The 26,114-nt window shown below is 62.4% G+C and carries 20 protein-coding genes; 10 read left to right on the top strand and 10 right to left on the bottom strand.

What is annotated here, in order from left to right:
• Window positions 1-6 precede the first annotated feature (6 nt).
• The 4 genes from MF4836_RS13550 to mnmC all read right to left on the bottom strand — a co-directional run bounded on the left by MF4836_RS13550 (window position 7) and on the right by mnmC (window position 7,027).
• Entirely contained in the window at window positions 7-1,191 is a 1,185-nt protein-coding gene (locus MF4836_RS13550) for an osmoprotectant NAGGN system M42 family peptidase (protein WP_078470723.1), read from the bottom strand.
• 129 nt (window positions 1,192-1,320) lie between these two features.
• The gene (ngg, locus tag MF4836_RS13545) at window positions 1,321-3,066 is read right to left on the bottom strand and encodes an N-acetylglutaminylglutamine synthetase (RefSeq protein ID WP_078470722.1); all 1,746 of its coding nucleotides are present in this window, start codon (window positions 3,064-3,066) and stop codon (window positions 1,321-1,323) included.
• A 3-nt stretch (window positions 3,067-3,069) separates the two neighbouring features.
• A complete protein-coding gene (locus MF4836_RS13540; RefSeq protein WP_078470721.1) occupies window positions 3,070-4,842 on the bottom strand; it encodes an N-acetylglutaminylglutamine amidotransferase in 1,773 nt (590 codons plus the stop codon).
• Between the two features lie 202 nt (window positions 4,843-5,044).
• Window positions 5,045-7,027 carry a bifunctional tRNA (5-methylaminomethyl-2-thiouridine)(34)-methyltransferase MnmD/FAD-dependent 5-carboxymethylaminomethyl-2-thiouridine(34) oxidoreductase MnmC gene (mnmC, locus tag MF4836_RS13535; protein WP_078470720.1) on the bottom strand — a complete coding sequence of 661 codons (1,983 nt, stop codon included), beginning with the start codon at window positions 7,025-7,027 and terminating at the stop codon, window positions 5,045-5,047.
• Between the two features lie 194 nt (window positions 7,028-7,221).
• On the opposite strand from mnmC, the gene pap reads away from it, so the two are divergent.
• Window positions 7,222-8,736 carry a polyphosphate:AMP phosphotransferase gene (pap, locus tag MF4836_RS13530; RefSeq protein ID WP_078470719.1) on the top strand — a complete coding sequence of 505 codons (1,515 nt, stop codon included), beginning with the start codon at window positions 7,222-7,224 and terminating at the stop codon, window positions 8,734-8,736.
• Between the two features lie 102 nt (window positions 8,737-8,838).
• A complete protein-coding gene (locus MF4836_RS13525; RefSeq protein WP_078470718.1) occupies window positions 8,839-10,023 on the top strand; it encodes a thiolase family protein in 1,185 nt (394 codons plus the stop codon).
• Between the two features lie 106 nt (window positions 10,024-10,129).
• Here the strand turns inward: MF4836_RS13525 and MF4836_RS13520 are convergent, their stop codons facing one another.
• A complete protein-coding gene (locus tag MF4836_RS13520; protein WP_078470717.1) occupies window positions 10,130-11,524 on the bottom strand; it encodes a class II fumarate hydratase in 1,395 nt (464 codons plus the stop codon).
• A 192-nt stretch (window positions 11,525-11,716) separates the two neighbouring features.
• On the opposite strand from MF4836_RS13520, the gene MF4836_RS13515 reads away from it, so the two are divergent.
• The 7 genes from MF4836_RS13515 to MF4836_RS13485 all read left to right on the top strand — a co-directional run bounded on the left by MF4836_RS13515 (window position 11,717) and on the right by MF4836_RS13485 (window position 19,581).
• The gene (locus MF4836_RS13515) at window positions 11,717-12,232 is read left to right on the top strand and encodes a DUF2059 domain-containing protein (protein WP_020299623.1); all 516 of its coding nucleotides are present in this window, start codon (window positions 11,717-11,719) and stop codon (window positions 12,230-12,232) included.
• Window positions 12,233-12,244: 12 nt separating this feature from the next.
• Window positions 12,245-12,547, top strand: coding sequence for a BolA family protein (locus tag MF4836_RS13510; protein WP_020299624.1), 303 nt, complete (start codon window positions 12,245-12,247; stop codon window positions 12,545-12,547).
• 141 nt (window positions 12,548-12,688) lie between these two features.
• Complete coding sequence (trhO, locus tag MF4836_RS13505; protein WP_078470716.1) at window positions 12,689-13,630, top strand: oxygen-dependent tRNA uridine(34) hydroxylase TrhO; 942 nt, start codon at window positions 12,689-12,691, stop codon at window positions 13,628-13,630.
• A gap of 36 nt (window positions 13,631-13,666) precedes the next feature.
• Complete coding sequence (locus tag MF4836_RS13500; protein WP_178102949.1) at window positions 13,667-14,269, top strand: DsbA family protein; 603 nt, start codon at window positions 13,667-13,669, stop codon at window positions 14,267-14,269.
• Window positions 14,262-16,079 carry an ABC transporter ATP-binding protein gene (locus MF4836_RS13495; protein WP_078470714.1) on the top strand — a complete coding sequence of 606 codons (1,818 nt, stop codon included), beginning with the start codon at window positions 14,262-14,264 and terminating at the stop codon, window positions 16,077-16,079. The genes MF4836_RS13500 and MF4836_RS13495 overlap by 8 nt, the downstream gene beginning before the upstream one ends.
• 211 nt (window positions 16,080-16,290) lie before the next feature.
• Entirely contained in the window at window positions 16,291-18,750 is a 2,460-nt protein-coding gene (locus MF4836_RS13490; protein WP_078470713.1) for an EAL domain-containing protein, read from the top strand.
• A 78-nt stretch (window positions 18,751-18,828) separates the two neighbouring features.
• Window positions 18,829-19,581, top strand: coding sequence for a TenA family transcriptional regulator (locus tag MF4836_RS13485; RefSeq protein ID WP_371106554.1), 753 nt, complete (start codon window positions 18,829-18,831; stop codon window positions 19,579-19,581).
• Window positions 19,582-19,675: 94 nt separating this feature from the next.
• Here the strand turns inward: MF4836_RS13485 and MF4836_RS13480 are convergent, their stop codons facing one another.
• The 5 genes from MF4836_RS13480 to MF4836_RS13460 form a co-directional block, all read right to left on the bottom strand.
• Complete coding sequence (locus tag MF4836_RS13480; protein WP_078470712.1) at window positions 19,676-20,602, bottom strand: GGDEF domain-containing protein; 927 nt, start codon at window positions 20,600-20,602, stop codon at window positions 19,676-19,678.
• A gap of 372 nt (window positions 20,603-20,974) precedes the next feature.
• The gene (locus MF4836_RS13475; RefSeq protein ID WP_078470711.1) at window positions 20,975-21,715 is read right to left on the bottom strand and encodes a YciK family oxidoreductase; all 741 of its coding nucleotides are present in this window, start codon (window positions 21,713-21,715) and stop codon (window positions 20,975-20,977) included.
• Window positions 21,716-21,831: 116 nt separating this feature from the next.
• Entirely contained in the window at window positions 21,832-22,503 is a 672-nt protein-coding gene (gene mupP, locus MF4836_RS13470) for an N-acetylmuramic acid 6-phosphate phosphatase MupP (RefSeq protein WP_078470710.1), read from the bottom strand.
• A 4-nt stretch (window positions 22,504-22,507) separates the two neighbouring features.
• Entirely contained in the window at window positions 22,508-23,206 is a 699-nt protein-coding gene (gene ubiG / locus MF4836_RS13465; RefSeq protein ID WP_020299633.1) for a bifunctional 2-polyprenyl-6-hydroxyphenol methylase/3-demethylubiquinol 3-O-methyltransferase UbiG, read from the bottom strand.
• A gap of 62 nt (window positions 23,207-23,268) precedes the next feature.
• Window positions 23,269-24,600: a TRZ/ATZ family hydrolase gene (locus MF4836_RS13460; protein WP_078470709.1), complete on the bottom strand. Its 1,332-nt coding sequence runs from the start codon at window positions 24,598-24,600 to the stop codon at window positions 23,269-23,271.
• A gap of 108 nt (window positions 24,601-24,708) precedes the next feature.
• Between MF4836_RS13460 and mtnA the strand changes: the two genes are divergently transcribed.
• Entirely contained in the window at window positions 24,709-25,785 is a 1,077-nt protein-coding gene (mtnA, locus tag MF4836_RS13455; RefSeq protein ID WP_078470708.1) for an S-methyl-5-thioribose-1-phosphate isomerase, read from the top strand.
• The last annotated feature ends 329 nt before the right edge of the window (window positions 25,786-26,114 follow it).

The raw sequence follows: 26,114 nt of genomic DNA, 5'->3' as shown, positions 1-26,114 counted from the left end.
TCGCCGTTATGATTTTTGCCCGACCAGGCTGTCGACCGACGGCACTCGGGTGTCGCTCTCCATCTGTGCGTCATGCTCCAGTTGATGGCTGAAGCGATCGAGTGAGCCCTGGGCCGGTTGCGCGTCGCTGGCGAATACCGGCGGGCTGAGGATGTACGCCCCGAGCAAACGACTGAGCGCCGCCAGGCTGTCGATATGAGTGCGTTCGTAGCCGTGGGTCGCGTCGCAACCGAAGGCCAGCAGCGCCGTGCGGATATCGTGACCGGCGGTGACCGCCGAATGGGCGTCGCTGAAGTAGTAGCGGAACAAATCCCGGCGTACCGGCAACTCGTGGTCATGGGCCAGGCGCAGCAGGTGGCGCGACAGGTGGTAGTCATAAGGGCCGCCGGAATCCTGCATGGCGACACTCACCGCGTGTTCGCTGGAGTGCTGGCCGGGCGCGACCGGGGCGATGTCGATGCCGACAAACTCGCTGACATCCCAGGGCAGGGCGGCCGCCGCGCCACTGCCGGTCTCCTCGGTGATGGTGAACAGCGGGTGGCAGTCGATCATCAAGGGTTCGCCACTGTCGACAATCGCCTTGAGCGCGGCCAGCAAGGCGGCGACGCCGGCCTTGTCGTCCAGGTGGCGGGCGCTGATATGCCCGCTTTCGGTGAACTCCGGCAGCGGATCGAAGGCGACGAAATCCCCGACGCCGATGCCCAGGGAGTCGCAGTCGGCGCGGGTGGTGCAATAGGCGTCCAGGCGCAGCTCGATGTGGTCCCAACTGATGGGCATTTCATCCACTGCCGTGTTGAACGCGTGCCCGGAGGCCATCAACGGCAACACGCTGCCGCGCAGCACCCCGTTATCGGTAAACAGGCTGACCCGGCTGCCTTCGGCAAAGCGGCTGGACCAGCAGCCGACCGGGGCCAGGGTCAGGCGCCCATTGTCTTTGACCGAGCGGACGCTGGCGCCAATGGTGTCCAGGTGGGCCGAGACTGCGCGGTCCGGGCTGTTTTTCTGGCCCTTGAGGGTGGCGCGGATGGTGCCGCGGCGGGTCAGTTCAAAGGGAATGCCCAGCTCTTCCAGGCGCTCGGCGACGTAACGCACGATGGTGTCGGTAAAGCCCGTCGGACTGGGGATGGCCAGCATCTCCAGGAGGACTTTCTGCAGGTAGGTGAGGTCGGGTTCGGGGATTTTACGGGTCATGGAAACTCCTGATGAGTAAAGGGCATCGATGGTTTCGATGAGGCCAAGGGCGTGTTGCCTGGTGCAGGTCGAGGGCCTTGATGCCGGCACCACAGCCCGTCGGGCTGCCGATGCCGGCCCAGGGCGAACCTAGGTCGCCGGTTGGCTATGGGGGAACAGCAGATCGACAAAGCGCTCCGCCGTCGGTTGCGGCTCGTGGTTGGCCAGGCCGGCGCGTTCATTGGCTTCGATAAACACGTACTGCGGCTGATCGGCAGCCGGCACCATCAGGTCGAGGCCGACCATCGGGATATCCAGCGCCCGCGCGGCTCGCACCGCAGCATCGACCAGGGTCGGATGCAATATCGCTGTGACGTCTTCCAGGGTGCCGCCGGTATGCAGGTTGGCGGTGCGTCGCACAAACAGGCGTTCGCCTGCCGGCAGTACGCTGTTGTAGTCATAGCCTGCGGCATGCAGGGTGCGCTGGGTTTCGTGGTCCAGGGGGATCTTGCTTTCGCCGCCGGTAGCGGCCTGGCGTCGGCGGCTCTGGGCTTCGATCAGGGCACCGATTGAATGCTGACCGTCGCCGATCACTTCCGCAGGCCGGCGAATCGCGGCCGCCACCACTTCAAAGCCAATCACCAGGATTCGCAGATCCAGGCCTTGGTGAAAGCTTTCCAGCAACACCCGGCCGTCGAACTGCCGGGCATGATCGATAGCCTGCTGCACCTCTTCAATGCTGCGCAGGTCGACCGCCACGCCCTGGCCTTGCTCGCCGTCCAGGGGCTTGACCACGACCCGCTCGTGTTCATCGAGAAACGCCAGGTTGTCGTCGGCGTTACCCGCCAATTGCTGCGCGGGCAGATTCAGCCCGGCGCTGCGCAGCACTTTGTGGGTCAGGCTCTTGTCCTGGCAAAGGCTCATGCTGATGGAACTGGTCAGGTCGCTCAGGGACTCGCGGCAGCGCACCCGGCGCCCGCCGTGGCTCAGGGTGAACATCCCGGCCTCGGCGTCGTCGACCTGCACATCGATGCCGCGGCGATGGGCTTCCTCGACAATGATCCGCGCGTAGGGGTTGAACTCGGCTTGGGGCCCTGGGCCCAGGAACAGCGGCTGATTGATGCCGTTCTTGCGCTTGATGGCAAAGGTCGACAGGGTGCGAAAACCGAGCTTGGCATAGAGGTTCTTGGCCTGGCGGTTGTCGTGCAGCACCGACAGGTCGAGGTAGCTCAGACCACGGCTCATGAAGTGCTCGATCAGGTGCCGCACCAGCACTTCGCCGACACCGGGGCGGGTGCACTGCGGGTCTACCGCCAGGCACCAGAGGCTGCTGCCGTTTTCCGGGTCCTGGAACGCCTTGTGATGGTTGAGCCCCATCACGCTGCCGATCACCGCGCCGCTGTCTTCGTCTTCCGCCAGCCAGTACACCGGGCCGCCCGCGTGGCGCGGAGTCAACAGCGCCGGGTCGATGGGCAGCATATTGCGCGCCTGGTACAGCTGGTTGACGGCCTGCCAGTCGGCCTCGTTCTGCGCGCGGCGGATGCGAAACCCGCGAAAGACCCGGGTCGCCTGGCGGTAATCACTGAACCACAGGCGCAAGGTGTCGGACGGGTCGAGAAACAGCTGCGTCGGCTCCAGCCCCAGAATCTGCTGCGGCGCCGCCACATACAGCGCGATATCGCGCTCGCCGGGCCGTTCGTTGAGCAACTCCTGGGCCAGGCTCGCCGGGTCGGGAAAGGTATGACCGATCAGCAGCCGGCCCCACCCGCAATGCACGGCAATGGGTTCCGGCCCGGGCTCGCTGCCGTCTTCGGCAAAGCGCGCTTGCAGGCGTTCATAAGACGGCGCCTGACCGCGTAACAAGCGTTGGCTGTAAGCCGTGGCGTGGGGTTTCATCGATCAGATTCCTTGTTCGCTGAGCCACAGGTTCAGCGCTGCCAGTTGCCACAGCTTGGAGCCGCGCAATGGCGTCAGTTGGCCTTGCGGGTCGGTCAGCAGGCGGTCGAGCATGGCCGGGTTGAACAGGCCACGATCCTGGCTCGGGTCCAGCAGCAGTTCGCGCACCCAGTTCAGGGTGTCGCCTTGCAGGTGCTTGAGGCCCGGGACCGGGAAATAGCCTTTCTTGCGGTCGATCACTTCGCTGGGGATGACCAGCCGCGCCGCTTCCTTGAGCACTTGCTTGCCGCCGTCCGGCAGCTTGTATTTACCCGGCACCCGCGCCGACAACTCCACCAGGCGGTAGTCGAGGAAGGGCGTGCGCGCTTCCAGGCCCCAGGCCATGGTCATGTTATCCACACGCTTGACCGGGTCGTCGACCAGCATCACCGTGCTGTCCAGGCGCAGGGCCTTGTCCACCGCGGCGTCGGCTCCGGGCTGGGCGAAATGCTCGCGCACAAAGTCACCGGCGGCGTCGTTGGCGGTCAGCCATTTGGGCTGCACGGTGGCGGCGTAGTCGTCATAGCTGCGGTCGAAGAACGCCTCGCGGTAGGCGGCATACGGGTCGCTGGCGCCATCCACCTGCGGGTACCAGTGGTAACCGGCAAACAGTTCATCGGCGCCCTGGCCGCTTTGCACCACCTTGCAGTGCTTGGCCACTTCCCGCGACAGCAGGTAAAAGGCGATGCAGTCGTGGCTGACCATGGGCTCGCTCATGGCACGGAAGGCTGCCGGCAACTGCTCGATGATTTCGCGCTCGTCGATACGCAACTGGTGATGCTCGGTGCCGTAATGCTTGGCGATCAGGTCCGAGTACTGGAACTCGTCGCCACGTTCGCCGCCGGCATCCTGAAAACCGATGGAGAAGGTCGAGAGATTTTCCACCCCGACTTCCCGCAGCAGGCCCACCAGCATGCTCGAATCGACACCGCCCGAAAGCAGCACACCGACATCCACCGCCGCCCGCTGGCGGATCGCCACGGCTTCACGGGTGCTGTCGAGCACACGGTCGCGCCAGTCTTCCAGGGTCAGGTCGAGCTCGTCAGCGCGCGGACCGTAGGGCAGGGTCCACCAGGTTTGCTGCTCGGTGCGGCCATCGGCTTCGATGCGCATCCAGGTCGCGGGCGGTAGTTTTTCGATACCGGCCAGCAAGGTGCGCGGCGCAGGTACCACGGCGTGGAAGTTCAGGTAATGGTTCAGCGCCACCGGATCGAGGATCGGGTTGATGTCGCCGCCCTTGAGCAGTGCCGGCAAGGCCGAGGCAAAGCGCAGGCGCTGGCCGGTGCGGGACAGGTACAGCGGCTTGACGCCCAAACGGTCGCGGGCGATGAACAGGCGCTGGGCATCGCGCTCCCAGATGGCAAAGGCAAACATGCCGTTGAGCTTGGGCAGCAGGTCGGCGCCCCAGGCGTGATAGCCCTTGAGCAGCACTTCGGTGTCGCCGCCGGAATAAAAGGCGTAACCCAGGCCTTCGAGTTCGGCCCGCAGCTCGGGGAAGTTGTAGATCGCGCCGTTGAACGCCAGGGACAGCCCCAGCTGGTTGTCGATCATCGGCTGCGCCGAGCCGTCCGACAGGTCCATGATTTTCAGGCGTCGATGGCCGAGGGCAATGGGCCCCTGGCTATGAAAGCCCCACGCGTCAGGGCCGCGAGGGGCCAGGTGATGGGTAATTCGTTCAACCGCTGCCAGGTCGGCAGGTTGATGATCAAAGCGTAATTCGCCAGCTAGTCCGCACATAAGTCCTTACCGGTTTTTCCGTTGGGGAGAGTCAATCGTTGATCGGCCAGAAGGGCCGGTACTCAGAAACTGACCTGTGTGAAACTCGGGAGTTTTAGACCGATAGGTTATAAGGCGCCCGGCTGTAGTGCGCAGCCAGGTGCTGGAAAAGGCTTGGGGTGCATGCGGGCGGCGTTGCACGGGAGCAACGCCGCCAAGGGGCTCAGGCTTTGCCGCGAATCAGCCGGCGCAAGGCAAAACGGTTGGGATGGCAGGCTTCGGCCACGCTGCGGGGCAGGGGCAGCGGCTCGTTTTCCAGCCAGGCGGCCAGCAGTTCGCCGGACAGCGGGGCGGTGATCAGCCCCCGGGAGCCATGGCCGCTGTTGATATACAGGCCATCCAGCCAGGGGCACCGCAGGTCCGGTACTTGCCGCGCGTCCTTGGCCAGTGCGGCGTAGGTCTGGGCAAAGAGCGTCTGATCAGCCAGCGGCCCGACGATCGGCAGGTAATCCGGGCTGGTGCAACGAAACGCGGCCCGTCCCTGCAGGTTATCCACAGGCAGTTGATCGGCCTGCAGGCGTGCCACCAGGTCGCTGGAGATTTCTTCCAGCATCTGAAGGTTGCCGGCGTGTTCGGCCGCGGTGGGCGTCAGGTCGTCGCTGTTGAAGTCAAAGCTCGCCCCCAGGGTGTGTTCGCCCAGGCGTGGCGGCGCGACATAACCTTCGGCGCAGACCACGGTGGCCAGGCTCTGGCTGAGGGCGGTCTGCGGCAGGCGGGTGATCTGCCCGCGAATACGCTTGAGGGGCAGTTCGGCGCTGGGCGCGAAGCGCTTGATCTCTGCCGCGCCGGCAAGAATCACTACTGGCGCACTGGCCAGCAACTGCTCGCCGTCCCAGGCTTGCCACTGCTGGTCGACCTTGTGCAGGTGCAGCACATCGTGGTGCGCGAGGACCTTGATCAACGGGTTGCGGGCCTGCCACTGGCACAGTGCCGGTGGATGGACCCAACCGCCCTCGGGGAAAAACAGCCCCCCTTGGGCCAGGGCGATACCGGCCCGTGCCTCGCCCTGGGCCTGGTCCAGTCGATGCAACAGGTCGGCGGGAAAGGCCTCGGCCAATTGTTGCTGGCGCTCATCTTCCTTGGCGTTGAACGCCAGTTGCAGCACCCCGCAGCCGTCCCAGTCGACGCCCCGTTGCAGGTGCTCCAGCAGACGCCGGGTGTAACCAAAGCCGCTGAGGATCAGCTGCGACAACGCGGTGCCGTGGGCCGAAAGCTTGAGGTAGAGCACGCCCTGGGGGTTGCCCGAGGCTTCCTGGGCCAGCCCGGCATGGCGCTCCAGCAGGCTGACCCGCCAACCGCGTGCGGCCAGGCTCGCGGCACTGGCGCAACCGGCCAGGCCGGCACCGATCACCAGGGCGTGTTTGTCTGTCGGGGCCTGATCGGGGCGAGCGAACCAGGGCCTGGCAGTGGCGGGTGCCGGTGTCTCGGCGGGCCAGCCGAGAAACTCGCCGCGCAGCACTTCCCATTTGTGACCGATGCCCGGGGTGCGTTTCATTTTGAAGCCGGCGGCGTTCAGCAGGCGGCGCACCCAGCCGGTGCTGGTAAAGGTGCTGATAGTCGAACCCGGGGCCGCCAGGCGCGCCAGCTCGGCGAACAGCTCCGGGGTCCACATGTCGGGGTTTTTCGCCGGGGCGAAGCCGTCGAGGAACCAGGCATCGATCTGTGCGTCGAGCTGGGGCAACTGCTCCAGGGCATCGCCGATCAGCAGGGTCAGGGTGACGCGGCCCTGGTCCAGGACCAGGCGCTGGAAACCCTGATGCACTGCGACATAGGCCTTGAGCAGTGGCTCGGCGAACGCTGCCAATTCCGGCCACAGGGCCAGGGCGCGTTGCAGGTCGGCAGGGGCCAGCGGGTACTTTTCAACACTGACGAAATGCAGGCGAGCGCTGGGCTCGGCCTGTTGCTCGAAGAGCTGCCAGGCGCAGAGGAAATTCAGCCCGGTGCCGAAGCCGGTCTCGCCAATGACAAATCGGGCACCCGGGGCCAGCGCGGCAAAGCGTTCGCGCAGCCGATTCTGTTCGATAAACACATGGCGGGTTTCATCCAGCCCGGACTCGGTGGAGAAGTACACGTCATCGAACACCCGCGAGTGCGGGCGTCCCTGTTCGTCCCAGTCGAGCTGGGCGTGGGGCAATACGGCGGTCATGTTCGGCTCGATTACGGCAAGGCGGCCATTCTAGCCGATCGCCGTGGCGGCGATTGATCCATGACAAGGCCGTGGTTTGACAGTCGGCCGCCATTGGCGCGGGGGCAAGGCCGGGGGAATGAATCGTCGGGGATTTGTTTCCACAGCCAGGGGGCGATCCGCTAGTCTTGCCCCATCTTGGAAGGGAGCCGCCCATGTTCGAATCTGCCGAAATCGGTCACGCCATCGACAAAGAAGTCTACGACGCCGAAGTCCCCGCCTTGCGGGAAGCCCTGCTGGAAGCACAGTTCGAGTTGCGAGAGAAAGCGGCCTTTCCGGTGATCGTATTGATCAACGGCATCGAAGGCGCCGGCAAGGGCGAGACGGTCAAGCTGCTTAACGAGTGGATGGACCCGCGGCTGATCGAGGTGCGCACCTTCGACCAGCAGACCGACGAAGAACTGGCGCGGCCGCCGGCCTGGCGCTACTGGCGGATGCTGCCGGCCAAGGGCCGCATGGGGGTGTTTTTTGGCAACTGGTACAGCCAGATGCTCCAGGGGCGGGTGCATGGGGAGTTCAAGGATGCGCGCCTGGACCAGGCGATCAACGCCGCCGAGCGCCTGGAGAAAATGCTCTGCGACGAGGGCGCGCTGATCTTCAAATTCTGGTTCCATTTGTCGAAGAAACAGATGAAGGCGCGGCTCAAGTCGCTGCAGGACGATCCGCTGCACAGCTGGCGCATCAGCCCCCTGGACTGGCAGCAGTCGAAGACCTACGACAAGTTCGTCAAATACGGCGAGCGTGTCCTGCGCCGCACCAGCCGCGACTACGCGCCCTGGCACGTGATCGAAGGTGTGGACCCGCACTACCGCAGCCTGACAGTGGGGCGGATTCTGCTCGAGGGCCTGCAGAACGCCCTCAACCGTCCCGCCGCCAAGCCGGCCACGGTGAACGCGGCGCCGTTACCGGTGAGCGTCGATCAGATCAGCCTGCTCGACAGCCTGGACATGACCCAGCACCTGGAAAAAGACGATTACGAAGAACAACTGATTACTGAGCAGGCGCGCCTCGCCGGTTTGCTGCGTGACAAGCGCATGCGCAAACACGCGCTGGTGGCGGTGTTCGAAGGCAACGATGCGGCGGGCAAGGGGGGCGCCATTCGCCGTCTGGCGGCAGCCCTCGACCCGCGCCAGTACAGCATCGTGCCGATTGCCGCGCCCACCGAAGAGGAGCGGGCGCAGCCTTATCTCTGGCGGTTCTGGCGGCATATTCCGGCGCGGGGCAAATTCACCGTGTTCGACCGCTCGTGGTATGGCCGGGTGTTGGTGGAGCGGGTCGAGGGCTTTTGTAGCCCGGGTGACTGGTTGCGTGCCTATGGCGAGATCAATGACTTCGAAGAGCAGCTCGATGATGCGCGGGTGATCGTGGTCAAGTTCTGGCTGGCGATCGACAAGCAGACCCAACTGGAGCGCTTCCAGGCCCGTGAGGAAATCCCCTTCAAGCGCTTCAAGATCACCGAGGACGACTGGCGCAACCGCGACAAGTGGGACGCCTATCGCGCGGCCGTTGGCGACATGGTTGATCGCACCAGCACCGAAGTTGCGGCCTGGACCCTGGTCGAAGCCAATGACAAGCGCTGGGCGCGGGTCAAAGTGCTGCGCACCATCAACCGCGCCTTGGAATCGGCGTTTGAAAAATCCGACAAGCACGATAAGAAGCACGGCAAATAAGGCGATGGTTTTGCATACGCGGGGTGAATGATTGTCGCGGTCGGGGGAGGGCTGGATCTATGCTCGATCCACTCTTAACCGACAACAACAATGAGGTGTGCCATGCGTGAAGTGGTGATCGTCGACAGCGTACGGACTGGTCTGGCCAAATCCTTTCGCGGCAAGTTCAACCAGACCCGTCCGGATGACATGGCGGCTCATTGCGTGAATGCGCTGCTGACCCGCAATGGCATCGACCCGGCCAGCGTCGAGGACTGCATCGTCGGCGCCGGCTCCAACGAAGGCGCCCAGGGCTACAACATCGGGCGCAACGTCGCGGTGCTTTCGCAACTGGGCACCGGCACTGCGGGCATGACCCTCAACCGTTTCTGCTCCTCGGGCCTGCAGGCAATCGCCATCGCCGCGAACCAGATCGCTTCCGGTTGCAGCGAGATCATCGTCGCCGGTGGCGTCGAGTCCATCAGCCTGACCATGAAAAGCGTCAACACCGACAACCTGATCAACCCGCTGCTCAAGGAACAGGTTCCCGGGATCTACTTCCCCATGGGCCAGACCGCCGAGGTTGTCGCCCGGCGCTACAACGTCAGTCGCGAAGAACAGGACCTGTACGCCCTGCAAAGTCAGCAGCGTACGGCCCAGGCCCAGGCGGCCGGCCTGTTTGATGACGAAATCGTGCCGATGGCGGTCAAGTACCGGGTCGAGGACAAGAACACCGGCCAGGTGCAGATTCTCGAGGGCGTGGTGGACCGCGACGACTGCAACCGCCCTGACACCACCCTGGAAAGCCTGGCTGGCCTCAAGCCAGTATTTGCCGAAGACGGCTCGGTGACCGCGGGCAACTCCTCGCAATTGTCCGATGGCGCGTCCATGACCCTGGTCATGAGCCTGGAAAAAGCGCTGGCGCTGGGGCTCAAGCCTCGGGCGTTGTTTCGCGGGTTTACGGTAGCCGGTTGCGAGCCCGACGAGATGGGCATCGGCCCGGTGTTTTCGGTGCCCAAGCTGCTCAAGGCCAAGGGTCTGCAAGTGGCCGATATCGACCTGTGGGAGCTCAACGAGGCGTTCGCCTCGCAGTGCCTGTACAGCCGCAACCGCCTGGAAATCGACAACCAGAAATACAACGTCAACGGCGGTTCGATCTCCATCGGCCACCCGTTCGGCATGACCGGCTCGCGACAGGTAGGGCACCTGGTGCGTGAGCTGCAACGGCGCAACCTGCGCTATGGCATCGTCACCATGTGCGTGGGCGGGGGCATGGGTGCGAGTGGGTTGTTCGAGGCCTTGCGTTGAGCAGACAGTCCTCTTTGTAGGGCCCGGCGGCGGGTTGCACCGCTGACGGAGCGACGGCTCTTGCATGGGTTGCCTGTGCAAGAGCCGTTTTTATCCACAGCCCGAATCAGCCCTGTTTGCCAGCCTCGAGCATGTTTTCCGGGCGGACCCAGGCGTCGAACTCCTCATCGGTCAGATAACCCAGTTGCAGCGCCGCTTCGCGCAAGGTCAGGTTTTCGCCGTAGGCCTTCTTGGCGATTTCCGCCGACTTGTCGTAGCCGATATGGGGGTTGAGCGCGGTCACCAGCATCAGGCCGCGTTCAAGGTGCGCCGCCATTTGCACCGGATCAGGTTCCAGGCCCGCCACGCAATGCTGCTGGAAGTTGCTGCAGCCATCGGCCAGCAGGCGAATCGATTGCAGCAGGTTGTGGATGATCACCGGTTTGAACACGTTCAGTTGCAGGTGACCCTGGCTGGCGGCGAAGCCGATGGCCACGTCGTTGCCCATGACCTGGCAGGCCAGCATCGACAGGGCTTCGCACTGGGTCGGGTTGACCTTGCCGGGCATGATCGAACTGCCGGGCTCGTTGGCCGGCAACTTGACCTCGGCAAACCCGGCCCGCGGCCCGGAGCCCAGCAGGCGCAGGTCGTTGGCGATTTTCATCAGGCACACGGCCAGGGTCTTCAGCGCACCGGACAGGCTGGTCAGCGGCTCATGGCCGGCGAGGGCGGCGAATTTGTTGGGGGCGGTGACAAACGGCAGGCCCGACAGCGCGGCCAGCTCGGCGGCAATCGCTTCGCCGAAACCATGGGGTGAATTGAGTCCGGTGCCCACTGCGGTGCCGCCCTGTGCCAATTCGCACACCGCTGGCAGCGTGGCGCGAATCGCCCGTTCGGCGTAATCGAGTTGGGCGATGAATGCCGACAACTCCTGGCCGAAGGTGATGGGCGTGGCGTCCATCAAGTGAGTGCGTCCGGTCTTCACCAGCTTCATGTGCCGCGCCGAAAGTTCGGCCAGGCCGCCGGACAACTCGGCGATCGCTGGCAGCAGGTGATGCTGCACGGCCTGGGCTGCGGCAATGTGCATGGCGGTCGGGAAGCTGTCGTTGGAGCTTTGCGAGCGGTTGACGTGGTCGTTGGGGTGCACCGGGCTTTTGCCGCCGCGTGGGTTGCCGGCCAGTTCGTTGGCGCGTCCGGCGATCACCTCATTGACGTTCATATTGCTCTGGGTGCCGCTGCCGGTCTGCCAGACCACCAGCGGAAACTGCTGGTCGTGATCACCTGCCAGCACTTCATCGGCGGCCTGCTCGATCAGGCGTGCGATGTCAGCGGGCAGGTCGCCGTTGCGATCGTTGACCCGGGCCGCGGCCTTCTTGATCAGGGCCAGGGCATGCACCACCGACAGCGGCATGCGCTCGTCGCCGATTGCGAAGTTGATCAGCGAACGCTGTGTCTGAGCGCCCCAGTAGGCTTCATCCGGGACTTCAACCTGGCCAAGGCTGTCGGTTTCGATACGGCTCATCGTGCACACTCCTGTAGGTCTGATTGCGCAGTTTAGGTCGTGATCGGGCAGTGGGGTTCCCTAAAGCTGCTTTTGCGTCGTTTGGTCGAGCAAATCCAGGCGCGGCAAGGGGTGGGGTTGAGTGCATGAGTTTTTTAGGCGCAGAATGGTCGCCCTTGGGGTCTTACCTCGCCTGCTAGAAAAGGAAACTCGATGACTCGTCTTCGTGCCATCTGTACCGCGGTTGTTCTGGTTTGCGCCAGCGGCCAGGTTCTTGCCGATACCGCCAGCCACAATGCCAGTGCCGAAGCCTTCCTGACCCTGGCGCACGCCGACAAGCTGGGTACCCCGGTGTACATGCAAGTGCAGCAAATGTTCGCTCAGCGGTTTGAGCAGACCAAAGCCCCCGAATCGAAAAAAGCCCTGCTGGACACCTACCAGGCCAAGGCCAACGCCGCCCTGGACCAGGCCATCGGCTGGAACAAACTGAAGCCGGACATGGTCAAGCTCTACACCAGCAATTTCAGCGAATCCGAACTCAAGGACCTGGTGGCGTTCTACCAGTCGCCGCTGGGCAAGAAAGTCCTGGAAAAAATGCCTCAGTTGACCCAGCAATCGGCACAGCTGACCCAAGCCAAGCTGGAAAGCGCGGTGCCTGTGGTCAACAAGCTGCTGGATGACATGACCACTGAACTGACGCCAAAAGCAGCACCGGCGAAGAAGAAGTAAGCGGAGCCAGGAATGACCATGCAACAACGTATCGAATCGGCGCTCGGCGCATTGCAGCCAGAGCATTTGCAGGTGGCGGATGAAAGCCATATGCACAGTCGCGGGCTGCAGACCCATTTCAAGGCCGTGCTGGTCAGTGAGCAGTTTGCCGGGCTCAACAGTGTCAAGCGCCACCAGAAGGTGTACGCCACGCTTGGCGACCTGATGGGCGAGTTCCATGCGTTGGCGCTGCATACCTATACCCCTGAGGAATGGGCGAAGATCGGTGTGGCTCCGGCCTCGCCGACCTGCGCCGGGGGCAGCGGCAAGCACTAAGGGGCCCGCCGCAAGCTTGACGCTTGCCCCTTGGAGCTTGTAGCTGCCTTCCTGCTACAATCCGCAACGCGCCGCTCAGTCGGCGCGTTTTTTTTCGCATCCGGTTCACCCTTTACGAGGGTAGCCACCTGGAGATCACCCATGACACAACCCATTGTCGTGGCGGCACTGTATAAGTTCGTCACCCTTGAAGATTACGTAGCCCTGCGCGAACCCCTGCTGCAGGCGATGCTCGACAACGGCATCAAAGGCACCCTGTTGATCGCCGAAGAAGGCATCAACGGTACGGTTTCCGGTAGCCGCGAAGGCATCGACGGGCTGATGGCCTGGCTCAAGAACGACCCGCGCATGGACGACATCGACCACAAAGAGTCGTACTGCGACGACCAGCCGTTCTACCGCACCAAGGTCAAGCTGAAGAAAGAGATCGTCACCCTGGGTGTCGAGGGCGTGGACCCCAACAAGCAGGTCGGGACCTATGTCGACCCGCAAGACTGGAACGCCCTGATCAGCGATCCGGAAGTACTGCTGATCGATACCCGCAACGACTATGAAGTCTCGATCGGCACCTTCGAAGGCGCCATCGATCCGAAAACCACCAGTTTTCGCGAGTTCCCCGATTACATCAAAGCCCACTTCGACCCGAGCAAGCACAAGAAAGTCGCGATGTTCTGCACCGGCGGCATTCGTTGTGAAAAAGCCTCCAGCTACATGCTCAGCGAAGGCTTCGACGAGGTGTTCCACCTCAAGGGCGGAATCCTCAAGTACCTCGAAGAAGTGCCGCAGCAAGAGAGCAAATGGCAGGGCGACTGCTTTGTCTTCGATAACCGGGTCACCGTGCGCCACGACCTGAGCGAAGGCGACTACGATCAATGTCATGCCTGCCGCACTCCGGTAAGCGTCGAAGATCGCGCATCCGAGCACTATGTGCCGGGCATCAGTTGCCCGCACTGCTGGAACACCCTGAGCGAGAAGACCCGACGCAGCGCCGCCGATCGGCAGAAGCAAATCGAACTGGCCAAGGCTCGCAACATGCCTCACCCCATTGGTTACAACTACAAGCAATCACCTTCCGAGGCCTGAGCCATGTCTGCCCGCCTGCTCTATGTAATGGATCCGATGTGTTCCTGGTGCTGGGGCTTCGCTCCGGTGGCCGAGGCCCTGGTGGAGCAGGCACATGCAGCAGGCGTCGAGCTGCACCTGGTGGTGGGTGGTTTGCGCACCGGCAGCGGTGCGGCGCTCGAGCCCACGACCCGGCGCTACATTCTTGAGCACTGGCAGGCGGTCACCGAGGCCACCGGCCAGCCGTTCCAGTTCGAAGGTGCGCTGCCGGATGGCTTCGTCTACGACACCGAGCCCGCGTGCCGCGCCATCGTCACCGCCCGCAGCCTGGCGCCCGACTGCGCCTGGAAGCTGCTCGGGCTGATCCAGCGAGCGTTTTACCGTGAGGGGCGCGACGTCACCCACGCCAGTGTGCTGGTGGAGTTGGCCGAGCAGGCGGGTGTGCCGCGAATCGAATTCGCCGAGGCTTTCGACCGTGCCGAACAGCACGCAGCCACCGCAGCGGATTTCACCTGGGTACAGGATCTGGGCATTGCCGGTTTCCCGACCCTGCTGGCCGAGCGCAATGGTCAACTGGCGTTGCTGACCAATGGTTATCAACCGCTGAGCGAGTTGTCGCCACTGCTCGGGCGCTGGTTGGAGCGAGCTGCCGGTGGATGAGCGGGACGCGACGAACGAGCAAGGTCAAACGGTCGACCGCCTGAGCTGGGCGGAAATTCGCCGTCTGGCACTGCATCACAAGAAAGCCTTGTGGATTGCCAACGGCGTCGCCGTGCTGGCGACCTTGTGCAGCGTGCCGATCCCTCTGCTGCTGCCGTTGTTGGTGGACGAAGTGCTGCTGGGCCACGGTGACGCCGCGCTGAAATTCATGAACCATGCCTTGCCCACGGCTTGGCAGAGCGCGGCCGGTTATATCGGCCTGATGCTGCTGGCGACGCTGACCCTGCGCTGTGGCGCGCTGGTGTTCAACGTGTTGCAGGCGCGGCTGTTCGCCGGGCTGGCCAAGGACATCGTGTATCGGATTCGCACCCGCCTGATCGAGCGTCTCAAGCGGATCTCCCTGGCTGAATACGAAAGCCTGGGCAGCGGCACCGTGACCACGCACCTGGTCACCGACCTCGACACTGTGGATAAGTTTGTCGGCGAAACCCTCAGTCGCTTCCTGGTGGCGATGCTGACCCTGGTCGGCACGGCCGGGATCCTGATGTGGATGCACTGGCAGCTGGCGCTGTTGATCCTGTTGTTCAACCCGCTGGTGATCTACGCCACGGTGCAACTGGGCAAACGGGTCAAGCACCTGAAGAAGCTGGAGAACGACAGCACCGCGCGTTTCACCCAGGCCCTGACCGAAACCCTGGACTCGATACAGGAAGTGCGGGCCGGCAATCGCCAGGGATTTTTTCTCGGCCGCCTTGGGCTGCGGGCACGGGAGGTTCGCGATTTTGCCGTGGCCTCGCAGTGGAAAAGTGATGCATCCAGCCGCGCCAGCGGCCTGCTGTTCCAGTTCGGCATCGATATATTTCGTGCTGCGGCCATGCTCACCGTGTTGTTTTCCGACCTGTCCATCGGCCAGATGCTGGCGGTATTCAGCTACCTCTGGTTCATGATCGGCCCGGTGGAGCAGTTGCTGAACCTGCAATACGCCTACTACGCCGCCGGTGGTGCCCTTTCACGCATCAACGAGTTGCTGGCGCGTGCCGACGAGCCGCAATACTCGGGGGGTGTGGACCCGTTCCAGGGCCGCGAAACCGTGGGAATCGACGTCCGCGGCCTGTGTTTTGGCTATGGCGACGAACTGGTGCTCAATCAATTGGACCTGTCGATCACCCCTGGCGAAAAGGTCGCCATCGTCGGTGCCAGTGGCGGTGGAAAAAGTACCCTGGTGCAGTTGCTGCTGGGGCTCTATACCCCGCAGGCCGGGACCATCCGCTTCGGCGGTTCGACCCAGCAGGAGATTGGCCTGGAAACCGTGCGGGAAAACGTCGCAGTGGTGTTGCAGCATCCGGCGCTGTTCAACGACAGCATCCGCGCCAACCTGACCATGGGCCGCGAGCGCACCGATGCTGCCTGCTGGCAGGCCCTGGAAATCGCCCAATTGGAAGCCACGGTGCGCAACCTGCCCCAGGGCCTGGACAGCGTCGTTGGACGTTCAGGGGTGCGTTTGTCCGGCGGCCAGCGCCAGCGATTGGCCATTGCGCGGATGGTTCTGGCCGAGCCCAAGGTCGTGATACTCGACGAAGCGACCTCCGCCCTGGACGCCGCTACCGAGTACAGCCTGCACCAGGCATTGACCCGATTCCTGCGCGGGCGCACGACCCTGATCATTGCCCACCGCCTGTCGGCGGTAAAACAGGCGGATCGGGTGCTGGTGTTCGATGGCGGGCAGATTGCCGAAGATGGCGACCATCAGCAGTTAATTGCCGACGGAGGTTTGTACGCCAAGCTTTATGGGCACTTGCAGCAAATTTGACGCTCTTGAGTTTTGCCCGATTTTCTGCGCTTAGTAATTGAATTCCTTGGTGGAAAGCCTGTTTCGAGCGTATCGGCCACAGGCATTCAAGGGCGTGGCGCCGACGCGCGCGCCTCGCTGCACTTCGAACGGACGCAAACTAGCCTAGTCTGTGCTGGTAGGTGCAGGACTCCTCGGGTGTTCATTGGGCAATGCTTATGCAAGGGACCTCATGAAGCAAAAGCGCACTCTCGGAACCCCACGGCTGCTGGGCATTGTCTGGCCATTTATCGCCGTGGTGTTGTTTCAAGCCCTGTTGGGTGGCCTGAGCCTCTACGTCCTTTCGGCGGTGCGTGGGTATGTTGCGGGCGAAAGCCTGTGGTCCAAGGGGCAGAAGGATGCGATTTATTACCTCAACCTCTATGCCGACAGCCGCGATGAATCGGCCTTCCTCAAATACCAGAACGCAATTGCCGTGCCCCAGGGCGGTCATGAACTGCGTCTCGCCCTGGACCGCAAGCCGCCGGACCTAGAAGCCGCGCGACTGGGTATCCTCAAGGGCGGTAACCATCCGGACGATGTGTCCAGCCTGATCTGGCTGTACCTCAACTTTCGCCACTTCAGTTACCTGGAAAAGGCCATCGACCTGTGGACCGTCGGCGACAGCTACCTGGTGCAGCTGGATGCGGTGGCGCGGGACATGCACCAGAGCATCAGCCGCAATCAAGTCAGTGATGCCGATATCCTTCGCTGGAAGAGCCAGATTTTCGCCATCAATGACGGGGTGACCCCGGCCGCCAAGGCGTTCAGTGATGCCCTGGGCGAGGGCTCGCGGGTCATCCTGCGGTTGCTGCTGGTGACCAACCTGGCCACCGCGCTGGTGCTGATTGCCCTGGCTTTATTGCGAACCCACAAATTGCTCACTCAGCGCCATGAATTTGCCGATGCCTTGCAGCTGGAAAAGGAGCGGGCGCAAATCACCCTGCAGTCCATCGGCGACGGGGTGATCACCACCGATGTGGAAGGCGCCATCGCCTATATGAACCCTGCAGCCGAAGAGCTGACCCACTGGAAGGCCGAGCAGGCGGTAGGGTTGCCCCTGGCGGCATTGTTCAACCTGCTGGATGAAAATGCCCAAGCCGACGGGTTTACCCTGATCGAACATATTCTCAGTGGCCAGCTCAGTGGCGGCAGCGAGCATTCCAAGCTGATCCAGCGCCTAGACGGCAGCACGGTGTCGGTGACCCTGGTCGGTGCCCCGATCCAGAACGCGGGCAAGGTCAGCGGCACCGTGCTGGTGCTGCACGACATGACCCAGGAGCGTCAGTACATCGCCAATCTGTCCTGGCAGGCGACCCATGATGCGCTGACTGGGCTGGCCAACCGCCGGGAATTCGAGTTCCGCCTGGAGCAGGCATTGCACAACCTGTCGCGCCAGCCAGGGCGCCATGCGCTGATGTTTCTGGATCTGGACCAGTTCAAACTGGTCAACGATACCTGCGGTCACGCGGCCGGGGATGAATTGTTGCGGCACATCTGCGCGCTCCTGCAATCCGGGCTGCGCGAGGGCGATACCCTGGCGCGCCTGGGTGGCGATGAGTTCGGCATATTATTGGAGAACTGCCCACCCGACGCGGCAGAGAAAATCGCCGAAGGCCTGCGTCAGACCGTGCAGAACCTGCATTTCGTCTGGAAGGGCCGGCCGTTCGTGACCACGGTCAGCATCGGCCTGGTGCATATCGCGCAGACCCCGACCACTCTGGAAACCTCCCTGCGTGCGGCCGACATGGCCTGCTATATGGCCAAGGAAAAGGGCCGCAATCGAGTCCAAGTCTACCACGCCGATGACTCGGAGCTGTCCTTGCGCTTTGGCGAAATGGCCTGGGTCCAGCGCCTGCATATGGCCCTTGAGGAAAATCGCTTCTGCCTTTACTCCCAGGAGATTGCGGCCCTCGGACACCCTGATCGCTCTGGCGGACATATCGAGATTCTGTTGCGCCTGCATGACGAAGCCGGGCGCATGATCCTGCCGGACAGCTTTATTCCTGCGGCCGAGCGCTATGGGCTGATGACGTCCCTGGACCGTTGGGTGGTGCAGAACGTGTTCAAGATCATTGCCCAGTGCATTGAGGAGAAAGGCGAAGGGCCGATGGCCATGTGTGCGATCAATCTGTCGGGCATCACCATCGGTGACGACGACTTTCTCGACTTCCTGCGCGAGCAATTCACCCGCTACGCCATACCGCCGGCGATGATCTGTTTTGAAATCACCGAAACCAGCGCTATTGCCAATCTGGGTAGCGCGATTCGTTTTATTAATGAACTCAAAGGGTTGGGTTGTCACTTCTCCCTGGATGACTTTTGTGCGGGCATGTCCTCATTCGCTTATCTCAAACATTTGCCTGTAGACTTCTTGAAGATCGATGGAAGTTTCGTAAAGGATATGCTGGACGACCCGATTAACCGCGCCATGGTCGAAGTGATCAATCACATCGGCCATGTCATGGGTAAACGCACCATTGCCGAGTTTGTCGAAACACCGCAGATCGAGCAGGCGTTGCTCGAAATCGGTGTGGATTTTGCTCAGGGCTACATCATCGAACGCCCGCAATTGTTCACCTGTGACAGTCTGCAGTGTCGACCACCACGAGCGCAGCCGCTGTTGTTCAAGGCGCCCGGCACGTTCCGTTGAAACCTTTGTTGATCAGTATGAATCACACTCAAAAGGAGCCCGACAGTGATTGACACCTTCAACCGAACCGGCCCGCTCATGGAAGCCGCAAGTTACCCCGCCTGGGCTCAGCAACTGATCCAGGATTGCAGCGAGAGCAAGCGCCGTGTAGTCGAACACGAACTGTATCAGCGCATGCGTGACAACAAACTCAGTGCCAAGACCATGCGCCAATACCTTATTGGCGGTTGGCCGGTGGTCGAGCAGTTTGCTTTGTACATGGCGCAAAACCTGACCAAGACCCGCTTTGCCCGCCATCCGGGCGAGGACATGGCGCGACGCTGGCTGATGCGCAATATTCGCGTCGAGCTCAACCATGCCGATTACTGGGTGCATTGGAGTCGAGCCCATGGCGTCAGCCTGGAGGACTTGCAGGCGCAACAAGTGCCGCCCGAATTGCACGCCTTGAGCCACTGGTGCTGGCATACCAGTTCCTCTGACTCCCTGATCGTGGCGATTGCTGCCACCAACTATGCGATCGAAGGTGCGACGGGCGAGTGGTCTGCGCTGGTCTGTTCCAATGGCCTATACGCCGCGGCCTTTCCTGAAGAGGACCGCAAGCGCGCCATGAAGTGGTTGAAGATGCATGCCCAGTACGACGACGCCCATCCATGGGAAGCACTGGAAATCATCTGCACCCTGGCCGGCCAGAATCCGAGCAAGGCGTTGCAGGTCGAGTTGCGCCAGGCTGTGTGCAAGAGCTACGACTACATGTACCTGTTCCTGGAGCGTTGTATGCAGCAGGAAAAAGTCCCCGTAAGCCGCGAGCGGTTGGCCCTGGCGGAAGGCTGAGTATAGGATTTGCCTGCGCGGGCAGGTTCGGCGTCAACGGGAGCTGCGGCTTTCCGAGGCGACGAACCTGCCCGCGAGTGTTTCCGGGGCAGGTTCAGCCGGCCATTGCCAGGCGGTTACGGCCTTCGCGCTTGGCTACATAGAGTGCGCTGTCGGCACGGCGCAGCAGGCTGTCCGACGACTCGCCAGGCAACAGAGTCGAGCAGCCGAGGCTGACGGTCAGTTCGATCGGCTGGCCGTCGACCCGATAATCGTGGGTCTGAGTCGCATGCCGCAGGCGCTCGCCAATCATCGCGGCAGCGTCGCGCCCGGTGTTGGAAAGCAGGATCAGAAACTCCTCCCCGCCGAAACGGAACACCATGTCGACATTGCGCAGTTGCCCCTTGATGGCTGCTGCAACGGCTTTGAGCACCTCATCGCCCGCGCTGTGGCCATGGTTGTCATTGATTCTCTTGAAGTGGTCAATATCCAGCATCAGCAGCGACAGCGGTTGGGTGTGCCGGCGTGCCATTTCGATTTCGCGCTGCAGGGTCTGGTCCATGGCGATACGGTTGCCGGTATCGGTCAGGGGGTCACGCAGGGCACTGCGGGTCGCTGCGCGATACAGCAGGGCGTTGCGCATGGGGTAGAGCAGGGATGAGAGCAGCGATTCGAGGTTGCCCTGTTCCTGGTCGTTGAAGCGCTGATTGCGTCGGAACACCAGTTCGCCCATGGGCTCGCCTTCATGGCTGAGGCTGTAGCTGACCGAGTGGTGGCCGCGCAGCCCGAACTCCAGGCGCAGGTCGCTGGGGGTGTGTTGATAGACCATGGCATCGAGGGGGACCAGGCGCTGGACTTCACGGAAGAACAGGCCAAGGATCCGCTGTGGTTCGAGGCTGGTTTGCAGCTGCAGGCCCAATTGCTGGCGTAATTGAGCCAGCCCTACCGGACGTTGCGCCAATGGCGATGGTTGACCAAAGCCCAGGCGTTGCAATTTGGCGCTATCGAAGTCAATTGCGTTGGTCTGGGTTGGTGTTTTCATATGGCGTGAGCCCCTGAGCACGTAATGCAGTCTTACTGGCTGGGTGAGAGCGGCTCTGGGCTGCGCGTCATACTGTTCCATCAGTCCCGTAGGACGAGTTTTCACAGTCTAATCCGCTTTGCCCGTCGTTATAAGCCCCGATTGGGGCGGTGCCTGGCTCGCCAATACACTGCGTGTATGAGCAGGTTTAGAGCGAAAGTCATGCCATTCGGTTCAGATAAATAAAAGTCTTTTGAATTCAATCTGTTGGCAATAATGAGTGGCAAGAGAGGATGCCTGGCGCGGCATTTGTTTGACTGGAGGCGGCAAAAGTCCGCGGAATTTCAAAAAAGGCCGCGACAGCTTTCCGCCGCGACCTGATGTACGGCATGTTTACTGGGCGTCGAAGGCCTGGCCGTTGATCCCGCTGCTGTCCGGCCCCATGAGGTAGAGGTAGACCGGCATGATCTGCTCCGGAGTTGGGTTGTTGCTCGGGTTTTCCCCGGGGTAGGCCTGGGCGCGCATGCTGGTGCGGGTGGCGCCAGGGTTGATGCTGTTGGCGCGGACCGGGGCCACGGTATCCAGTTCGTCGGCCAGGGTCTGCATCAGGCCCTCGGTCGCGAATTTGGAAACGCCGTAGGCGCCCCAGTAGGCACGACCTTTGCGGCCGACGCTACTCGAAGTGAAGACCACCGAGGCGTCCTTGGATAGCTTGAGCAACGGCAGCAGGGTGCCGGTCAGCATGAACATGGCGTTGACGTTGACTTGCATCACGCGCATGAAGTTCTCGCCCGAGAGCTGCTCCAGTGGCGTGCGCGGGCCGATGATCGACGCGTTGTGCAGCAGGCCGTCGAGGTGGCCGAATTCGGTTTCGATCATGGCCGCCAGTTCGTCGTACTGGTGAGGCAGGGCGGTTTCCAGGTTGAACGGGATCACCGCCGGTTGCGGATGGCCGGCGGCTTCGATTTCGTCGTAGACCTGGGTCAGGTTGGCTTCGGTCTTGCCCAGCAGCAATACGGTGGCACCGTGGGCGGCAAAGGTCTTGGCGGCGGCAGCACCGATGCCACGGCCGGCACCGGTGACCAGGATGACCCGATCCTTGAGCAGTTCGGGGCGAGCGGAGTAATCAAACATAAAAACCTCAACACAATTCAACGATAGGACCGGCAGCACTCTTGGCGCTGGGCCGGTCGCACAGCCTGGGCGGTGACAGTGCAACTGCTCGGGCGAGGGGTATTACCCGCGTCGCATCAGCAGCTGCAGAGGGCGTTATCCAGCACGCGGCGCAGTTCCAGCGGGTGATCGACTACCACGTCGGCACCCCAGTGCCTGGGGTTGTCGTCCGGGTGGATATAGCCGTAGGTCACGGCGGCGGTCTTGGTGCCGGCATCGCGCCCTGATTCGATATCACGCAGGTCATCGCCGACGAACAACACGCTGGCCGGGTCCAGGTCGAGCATCTTGCACGCCAGGATCAGCGGCTCCGGGTCGGGTTTGCTGTTTTTCACGTGGTCCGGGCAAATCAGCAGGGCCGAGCGTTCGGACAGCCCCAGTTGCTGCATGATCGGTTCGGCGAAGCGCAGCGGCTTGTTGGTCACCACGCCCCAGATCAGGTTGGCCTTCTCGATATCCGCCAGCAGCTCGGCCATGCCGTCGAACAATTTGCTGTGCACCGCGCAGTGCTGGAGGTAACGCTCCAGGAACTCCAGGCGCAGCTCTTCGAATCCGGGCGATTCAGGGTCCATGGAGAAGGTCACGGCGACCATGGCCCGGGCACCACCGGAGATTTCGTCACGGATGTGCTGGTCGACGATCGGTGCCAGGCCGCGATCGGCGCGCATGCTCTGGCAGACGGCGATGAAGTCCGGCGCGGTGTCGAGCAGGGTGCCGTCCATGTCGAAAAGAACTGCTCTGATACCCATGGGCTTATTCCTCTCGCAGGGTCTGGATCATGTAGTTGACGTCAACGTCCGCCGCCAGCTTGTAGTGCTTGGTCAGGGGGTTGTAGGTCAGGCCGATGATGTCCTTGACGGTCAGGCCGGCCATGCGGCTCCAGGCGCCAAGCTCGGAAGGGCGGATGAATTTCTTGAAGTCATGGGTGCCGCGCGGCAGCAGCTTCATGATGTATTCCGCGCCAATGATGGCGAACAGGTAAGCCTTGGGATTGCGGTTGATGGTAGAGAAAAACACCTGGCCGCCCGGCTTGACCATGCGGAAGCAGGCGCGGATCACCGACGACGGGTCCGGTACGTGTTCGAGCATTTCCAGGCAGGTCACGACGTCGAATTGCTCGGGCATTTCTTCGGCCAGGGCTTCGGCAGTGATTTGCCGGTATTCGACGCTGACACCCGACTCCAGCTGGTGCAACTGCGCCACTGCCAGTGGCGCCTCGCCCATGTCGATACCCATCACGGTAGCGCCACGCTGGGCCATGGCTTCGCTGAGGATGCCGCCGCCACAACCGACGTCGAGGACTTTCTTGCCCGCGAGGTTGACCCGCTCGTCGATCCAGTTGACCCGCAGCGGGTTGATGTCGTGCAGTGGTTTGAACTCGCTTTCACGGTCCCACCAGCGGTGAGCCAGGGCTTCGAATTTGGCGATTTCAGCGTGGTCGACGTTGCTCATGGGTAATCCTCAAATCTAAAAAATTCTGCACTGGGCCTTGAGTTGATCCTCAAGGGGTCTGTCTATTCGGTATGTCCGCTGATGCGCTGGCCCCAGGCAGTGGCCGTGGCGCACAGCTGCTGTTCATCGAGGCGGGTCAGGCGCCGGTCGTCGAGCAACTGCTTGCCGGCGACCCAAAGGTGTTTCACGCAATCGCGGCCGGTGGCATATATAAGCTGCGAAACCGGGTCATAAATCGGCTGCTGGGCCAAACCCGACAGGTCGAACGCCACCAGGTCCGCGGCCTTGCCCAGTTCCAGCGAACCGACTTCAGCCTCCAGGCCCAGGGCGCGGGCGCCGTTCAGGGTCGCCATGCGCAGGGCACGATGGGCGTCCAGTGCGGTGGCGGAGCCTGCAACGGCTTTGGCCAGCAGCGCGGCAGTGCGGGTTTCACCCAGCAGATCCAAGTCATTGTTACTGGCGGCGCCATCGGTGCCGACCGCGACATTCACCCCAGCCTGCCAAAGTCGCTCCACCGGGCAGAAACCGCTGGCCAGCTTGAGGTTCGATTCCGGGCAATGAATAACGTTGCTGTTGGTTTCTACCAGCAAAGCCAGGTCTTCATCGCTGACCTGGGTCATATGAACGGCCTGGAACCGAGGGCCGAGCAAACCGAGGCGGCCAAGGCGGGCCAGGGGGCGCTCGCCGCGCTGTTCGAGGGATTGTTGCACCTCGAATGCGGTTTCATGGACGTGCATATGGATCGAGGCGTCGAGCTCTTCGGCGATAACGCGAATTTTTTCCAGGTTCTCATCGCCCACGGTATAGGGTGCATGAGGGCCGAAGGTGATCTTGATGCGTGGGTGGTGCTTGAGGTCGCCGAACAGCTCGACGCCCTGGCGGATCGCTTCATCGGCGTCGTGGGCGCCGGGAATCGGGAAATCGAGGATTGGAATCGCGATCTGTGCGCGTATGCCGCTGTTGTGCACGCGTTCGCTGGCCACCTTGGGGAAGAAGTACATGTCGGAGAAGCAGGTAATGCCGCCTTTGAGCTGTTCGGCAATCGCCAGGTCGGTGCCGTCGCGCACGAAGGCTTCATCGACCCACTTGGCCTCGGCCGGCCAGATGTGCTTTTCCAGCCAGGTCATGAGCGGTAGATCATCGGCCAGGCCGCGAAACAGGGTCATGGCCGCATGCCCGTGAGCATTGATCAGCCCCGGGCTGAGCAGCATGCCTGGCAGTTCCCGCACTTGCGTGGCCTTCAGGCGCAAGGCCTCTGCCCTGGGCCCGATAAAGGCGATGCGCCCGTCGCGGATGCCCAAGCCGTGTTCTTTGAGAACCACGCCAGCAGGTTCGACAGGCACCAACCAGGTCGGCAACAGCAATAAGTCGAGCGCAGCGGCAGGTGTCGGCATCGAAGATCGGTTCCAGAGCTTTTGTAAGGGATGGCGAAGTATACCCGAGCGTCTTCGCCGGGGGATCGCTATAATCGACGGCTTTTGTTCATGAGTGCGGGGTGAGGGATGCGCGATCGACTGTTGGCTGCGGAGAAGGTGAAGGCCATCGATTGGCGGGATGACGCCCTGTATCTGCTCGATCAGCGCATTTTGCCTTTCGAGGAAACCTGGATCGCCTACACCAGCGCCGCGGGCGTTGCCGAGGCAATTCGCTCCATGGTGGTCCGTGGCGCGCCGGCAATCGGCATCAGCGCGGCCTATGGCGTGGTCCTGGCGGCGCGCGCGCGGTTTGCCACCGGCGGTGACTGGCAGGCGGCAATGGAGGAGGACTTCACCCTGCTTGCCGACTCGCGCCCGACCGCGGTCAACCTGTTCTGGGCGCTCAATCGCATGCGCGATCGCCTGGAGCGGCTCAAGGACCACATCGACCCGCTGGCCGTGCTCGAGGCCGAAGCCCTGGCCATTCATGAAAGCGATCGCGAAGCCAACCTGACCATGGCGCAGTTGGGCGTGGACCTCATCCGCCGGCACCAGGGCAATGCCCAGGCGCTGCTGACCCACTGCAATACCGGTGCCCTGGCCACCGGTGGCTTTGGCACGGCGTTGGGGGTTATCCGCGCGGCATGGCTCGAAGGCATGGTCGAGCGCGTTTACGCCGATGAAACCCGGCCCTGGCTGCAAGGTTCGCGCCTGACGGCCTGGGAATTGGCCAATGAAGGCATTCCGGTGACCTTGAACGCCGACTCCGCAGCCGCCCATATCATGAAGACCAAGGGTGTGACCTGGGTGATAGTCGGTGCCGACCGCATTACCGCCAACGGTGATGTGGCGAACAAGATCGGCACTTATCAGTTGGCGGTCAATGCCATGCACCATGGCGTGCGATTCATGGTGGTCGCGCCCAGTTCCACCATCGACATGAACCTGGCCAGTGGCGATGAGATCCCGATCGAAGAGCGCGACGGCAAGGAATTGCTGGAAGTGGGCGGCAAGCGCGTCGGTGCCGAGGTGGACGCCTTCAACCCGGTATTCGATGTGACGCCGGCAGACCTGATCGACGCCATCGTCACTGAAAAAGGCATAGTCGAGCGGCCGGATACCGCGAAAATGGCCCAATTGATGTGCCGCAAACGCCTGCATTGAGACACTCGTTTCCCGTGGAGTAGGTCGCTGCTCCCTGGAAACGGCTATTGGTCAAGAAAAAATCCCCGTTTAAGCGCGAAATCCGCCTCTGAGCTTCTCTGGTCCCCTATCAGGCTGTCACCGGTCAACTAACTACGCACCATGCGCATCTGGGGGATAGGTGCGTGGCGGCGATTGTGATAACATCCGGCGGTTTCCAAGGTGGCCCAAAGTGGTTGCCTTTACTGCGCAAATCCATGGCATAACTTGTTGATTTGTCGTAAGTCGGTGCAAGGCGCTAGGCCTGCAGCGACGAGCTTCGTTCGTCCCATATGGATGTGACGAGGTTT

It is taken from the genome of Pseudomonas sp. MF4836 (assembly GCF_002018875.1).
In the GTDB taxonomy this organism is placed as follows: domain Bacteria; phylum Pseudomonadota; class Gammaproteobacteria; order Pseudomonadales; family Pseudomonadaceae; genus Aquipseudomonas.
This window is presented reverse-complemented; position numbering and strand designations above follow the sequence as displayed.

Bases quoted from the DNA above. Each gene is read 5' to 3' on its own strand.
- MF4836_RS13550 (WP_078470723.1), bottom strand. From the start codon at position 1,191: ATGACCCGTAAAATCCCCGAACCCGACCTCACCTACCTGCAGAAAGTC.
- ngg (WP_078470722.1), bottom strand. From the start codon at position 3,066: ATGAAACCCCACGCCACGGCTTACAGCCAACGCTTGTTACGCGGTCAG.
- MF4836_RS13540 (WP_078470721.1), bottom strand. From the start codon at position 4,842: ATGTGCGGACTAGCTGGCGAATTACGCTTTGATCATCAACCTGCCGAC.
- mnmC (WP_078470720.1), bottom strand. From the start codon at position 7,027: ATGACCGCCGTATTGCCCCACGCCCAGCTCGACTGGGACGAACAGGGA.
- pap (WP_078470719.1), top strand. From the start codon at position 7,222: ATGTTCGAATCTGCCGAAATCGGTCACGCCATCGACAAAGAAGTCTAC.
- MF4836_RS13525 (WP_078470718.1), top strand. From the start codon at position 8,839: ATGCGTGAAGTGGTGATCGTCGACAGCGTACGGACTGGTCTGGCCAAA.
- MF4836_RS13520 (WP_078470717.1), bottom strand. From the start codon at position 11,524: ATGAGCCGTATCGAAACCGACAGCCTTGGCCAGGTTGAAGTCCCGGAT.
- MF4836_RS13515 (WP_020299623.1), top strand. From the start codon at position 11,717: ATGACTCGTCTTCGTGCCATCTGTACCGCGGTTGTTCTGGTTTGCGCC.
- MF4836_RS13510 (WP_020299624.1), top strand. From the start codon at position 12,245: ATGACCATGCAACAACGTATCGAATCGGCGCTCGGCGCATTGCAGCCA.
- trhO (WP_078470716.1), top strand. From the start codon at position 12,689: ATGACACAACCCATTGTCGTGGCGGCACTGTATAAGTTCGTCACCCTT.
- MF4836_RS13500 (WP_178102949.1), top strand. From the start codon at position 13,667: ATGTGTTCCTGGTGCTGGGGCTTCGCTCCGGTGGCCGAGGCCCTGGTG.
- MF4836_RS13490 (WP_078470713.1), top strand. From the start codon at position 16,291: ATGAAGCAAAAGCGCACTCTCGGAACCCCACGGCTGCTGGGCATTGTC.
- MF4836_RS13485 (WP_371106554.1), top strand. From the start codon at position 18,829: ATGGAAGCCGCAAGTTACCCCGCCTGGGCTCAGCAACTGATCCAGGAT.
- MF4836_RS13480 (WP_078470712.1), bottom strand. From the start codon at position 20,602: ATGAAAACACCAACCCAGACCAACGCAATTGACTTCGATAGCGCCAAA.
- MF4836_RS13475 (WP_078470711.1), bottom strand. From the start codon at position 21,715: ATGTTTGATTACTCCGCTCGCCCCGAACTGCTCAAGGATCGGGTCATC.
- mupP (WP_078470710.1), bottom strand. From the start codon at position 22,503: ATGGGTATCAGAGCAGTTCTTTTCGACATGGACGGCACCCTGCTCGAC.
- ubiG (WP_020299633.1), bottom strand. From the start codon at position 23,206: ATGAGCAACGTCGACCACGCTGAAATCGCCAAATTCGAAGCCCTGGCT.
- MF4836_RS13460 (WP_078470709.1), bottom strand. From the start codon at position 24,600: ATGCCGACACCTGCCGCTGCGCTCGACTTATTGCTGTTGCCGACCTGG.
- mtnA (WP_078470708.1), top strand. From the start codon at position 24,709: ATGCGCGATCGACTGTTGGCTGCGGAGAAGGTGAAGGCCATCGATTGG.